Origin of the sequence: Sphingobium jiangsuense (assembly GCF_014196495.1) — a bacterium.
GTDB classification, from domain to species: Bacteria; Pseudomonadota; Alphaproteobacteria; order Sphingomonadales; family Sphingomonadaceae; genus Sphingobium; species Sphingobium jiangsuense.
On record NZ_JACIDT010000050.1, the window covers coordinates 1 to 3,991 of the forward strand.

At 63.3% G+C, this 3,991-nt stretch carries 3 protein-coding genes; 1 reads left to right on the forward strand and 2 read right to left on the reverse strand.

Annotated elements, in window-relative coordinates:
- Positions 1–114: 114 nt before the first annotated feature.
- Positions 115–870 (forward strand): SDR family NAD(P)-dependent oxidoreductase, encoded by a 756-nt coding sequence (locus GGR43_RS23160; RefSeq protein ID WP_037523630.1) that lies wholly within the window; start codon positions 115–117, stop codon positions 868–870.
- Positions 871–950: 80 nt separating this feature from the next.
- On the opposite strand, the gene GGR43_RS23165 is transcribed toward GGR43_RS23160, so the two are convergent.
- Complete coding sequence (locus GGR43_RS23165; RefSeq protein ID WP_188074063.1) at positions 951–3,479, reverse strand: TonB-dependent receptor; 2,529 nt, start codon at positions 3,477–3,479, stop codon at positions 951–953.
- 289 nt (positions 3,480–3,768) lie between these two features.
- A partial coding sequence (locus GGR43_RS23445; RefSeq protein WP_223177589.1) for a hypothetical protein occupies positions 3,769–3,991 on the reverse strand: 223 nt, incomplete at its 5' end.

Here is a 3,991-nt window from a genome sequence, read left to right on the forward strand (position 1 = left end):
ACGAGATTGGAGGACAAGAGCGAGCCTGGTAGATCGCCATGTTCAATCTTTGTTCTTCAACATGGCCAAAATCGCAGCTTCGGGCCGACTGGGCCAAGATGGGAGAACGAAGGAATGAAAGGTCTTCAGGACAAGTCGATCGTCGTCACCGGCGGTGGCAGCGGGATCGGCGAAGCGGTGGCGCTCGCGCTGGGCGAGGCGGGCTGCCGGGTCACCGTGGCGGACCTCGATGGCGGCAAGGCGCAGGCCGTCGCCGCCGCGATCGGGCAGGCGGGCGGCACCGCGCAGGGCATCGCGGCGGACGTGGCGGATGAAAGCTCGGTCATCGCGATGATCGGGGCAGCGGTGAGCACTTACGGCCGCCTCGACGGCGCCTGCAACGCCGCCGGTGTCCCCCAGCGTGGCAAGCTGCTGCACGAGATTGAACTCGGCGAATGGGATCGCTGCCACGCGGTGAACCTGCGCGGGCTGTTCCTCTGCAACAAGCACGAGATCCGCACGATGCTCGACAAGGGCGGGGCGATCGTCAACATCGTCTCCACGTCCGCCATGGTCGGTTTCCCGAACGGCAGCGAGTATTGCGCCAGCAAGGCCGGGGCGATGGGCCTGACGCGCGGCGGCGCGATCGACTATGCGACGAAGGGCATCCGCATCAATGCCGTGCTGCCGGGCGGTACGCTCACGCCGATGCTGAAGGGCGCGATGGAAGTGGATGCCGGGCTGGAACAGGCGCTGGCCGCCGTCCATCCGATGAACCGCTTCGGCCAGCCTTCCGAGATCGCGGGCGCGGTGCGCTGGCTGCTGTCGGACGAAGCCTCGTTCGCCACCGGCGCCTCGTTCGCGATCGATGGCGGGCATACCAGCATCTGATCTTCATCCGTCATAACGGGAAAAAAGTGGCCCGGAAACCTCGCGGTTTCCGGGCCTTTTCAGGAGGGTAGGTTGCTTCGTCAGAAGTTCATGCCGACCGTGATGCCGTATTCCGCCGGCCGGCCAGTGTAGCGCACGAAGGTGTCGTAAACCTGCGTGGCGTTGCTCCAGTAATAGGTGTTGAAGATGTTCTTGCCCCAGACCGACGCCGTCCACTTGCCGTCCGAGGAACGGATGCCGAGGTTGGCGTTGACCAGCGTATAGGCCTTGATGTCGTAGAGGTCCGAGGTCGCCCCGAAGGTGGCCGAACCCGGCACGACCAGCGCCGACACCGAACTGCTCTGCCCGTTGAGGCCCGCGCCCACGAAGCCGTCCAGCGCCGAACTGACCGGGAACGTGTAGTCCGCGCGCAGCGAGTATTGCCACTTGGGCGAGAACGGCAGGTCGACGCCCTTGAACGAGGCGTTCACCGGCACCCGCACGCCGCTCACCGCCGTCTGGCCCACGGCGCCGAGGTACTTGTCCACCTTGGCGTCGAGGTACGTCACCGAGGCGCTGAGCGACAGGCCCTGCATCGGGCGCGCGGTGACTTCCAGTTCGGCGCCCTTGATGGTGGACTTGGGCACGTTCAGCAGCTTGTCGAGCGCGCCGAAGAGCGGATCGACGAATTTCGCGCGGGTCTGCTTGTTCTTGTAGTCGTAGTAGAACGCGGCGCCGTTGATGGTGAGCAGGCGGTCCATCAGCTGGGCCTTGAAGCCCGCCTCGTAGGCCATGATCGATTCCTGCTTCACCGGCGCATAGGAATCGAAGAGCGAGCCCTGCAAGTGCGGGAAGCTGCCCGCCTTGTAGCCCTTCGACACGTTGGCGTAGAGCAGCAGGCCGTCCACCGGCTTGAAGTCCGCACCGACCATCCACGAGGTGCTGTTCTCGCGGATTCGGGTATTGACGGTGGTGGCGGTGAGGAAAGTATCGGGATCGACCGGATCGTTCGCCGAAGGATCGCCCAGCACCAGCCCGCGCGTGTCGAGGATGATCGAGCCGCCCGGTGCGATCGTCGGGATCTGGTAGCCCGGGCCGCCGTAGAGCGGGCCGAGCGAGCCGTATACCGCGTTGAAGAAGTCGGTCAGCGTGACCCCCGGGGTGCCGCCGAAAGTGGTGTCGGTCGGCAGGATCGGGAACTGCGGCAGATCGCCGTTGAAGGCATAGGCATCGCGCTTGGCACGGGTCTGGCGGATGCCGGCCTTGAGCGTGATCTGGTCGTTGACGTCGAACTCCAGGTTTCCGAAGGCGGCGTAGTTCGTCATCTTCTGGCGGGTTTCAAACGCGTTGCTGACGAAGCCGTTGACGTAAGTGTTGCTGTTGTCGGCGTAGGCCACCCAGGTGACTTCGTTGACCTTGGTGCGCTCGTAGTTCGCGCCTACCACCCAGCGCAGCGCGTTGTGGGAATCGTTGGCGATGCGCACTTCCTGCGTGAAGCTCTTGATGTGGCCGCTGTCGCTGCGCAAGTCGCGGTCGCGCAGCGCGGTGCCGCCGCCTTCGGTGGTGTTGTCGAACTTGAGGTCGGTATAGCCGGTCAGCGAGGTGACGGTGATGCCGCTGAAGTCGTAGTCCATGCGGAACAGGCCCTGCAGCATGCGGTTGTCCTGCCGCGGGCGATAGTCGGTGGACCAGTCGGCGGCGCGGGCATTGTGCGGTGCGTTGGGGTAGGTCGCCTGCGGAAAGGGCACGGGGCCGTCGGCATACGTGAACGGCGCGATGGCGGGGGCGCCGGACACGTCGTTCTGCGGCACGAAGGCGATGCGCTGCGGGGCCTGCGGCTCACTCTGGTCGCGCCAGCCGTTGAGGTTGAGCGAGGCCTTGAAGTCGCTGCTCGGCTCGAATTCGAGGATCATGCGCCCGGCGATCGTATCGGCGCGGCCGTTGCGATCGTCGCGGGTATAGCTCTTCTGCCAGGGATCGCCGTTGACCGCCTTCACCGCGATGCGTCCGCCCAGGGTATCGGTGATCGGGCCGCTGATGAAGCCGTTGGCTTCGATCGTGTTGAAGCGGCCGTAGCTGAAGGTGGCGCCGCCCTCCAGCGTCGGTGTGGGCGTGTTGGCGACGAAGTTGATCGCGCCGCCGGTGGCGTTGTTCCCGAACAGGGTGCCCTGCGGACCCTTCAGCACTTCGACGCGCTGGAGGTCGAAACCGGTCTGTGCGGACATCACCGGCAGCGCCAGCGGGAACTGGTCCATGTAGACGGCGACGTCGGGGTAGGACGCCAGCGAATAGTCGTAGAAGCCGACGCCGCGGATGGTGTAGACCGGCGTGGCGTTCGGCGTCGGCGCGAAAGTGAGGCCCGGCGTCACTTTCGCCAGGTCCGCGATGTTGGAGATGTTCTGGACCTTCAGCGCCTCGCCGCTGACCGCGCTGACGGACGAGCCGACTTCGCTGAGGTTCTGTTCGCGCTTGTTGGCGGTGACGACGATCTCGTTCGTGCTGGCGGACGAGGGCGGCGATGTGGTTTGGGGCGCTGTTTCTGCGGTCTGCGCGTTCGCATATGTCGCCGAAAGGCCCAGTGACAGCAGCGATCCGCCTGCAAAAAGCACAGCGCGTGCATGCATTTTCATCGATTATCCTCCCCATGGTGCGGCGCTTTGCGCTCGCCGGTTGCATTTGCTTAACCTGACCAATTGGAATTCTAATGAGCGCATTTGGCGCGTCAAGCCATTATTCGAACTTGTGGCCTGCTGCTGATCTACAGGTTGCCAAAGGCTTTGAAGTTGGGCGTGATCATCGACTTATGTACTGTAATACATAGATAAATATCGCAGTTATGGCGAACATGACCGATGCGGTTGGCGCCTGCCTTCCGGCATTCCCGTGCCGTTTTTGCTCGGTGGGCTATTAGTCATATGGTCAGATAATTCGTGACGGGGAATAAAGGCGTGAGCTGGATTCGCCGATTTTGACGACTTTGCCTGCGATCTCTGTGTCCGGTCGTGCTCCGCGGCAAGAATCATATTGACCGTTTGGACAGTTTAAATGGCTCTGTTGCAAAAATCGTGAAGCTTGAGCATGCTTGGCGGAGATTGGACGGACGGAACGATGACGGATTTCAAGTGGCGCCATTTCCAGGGTG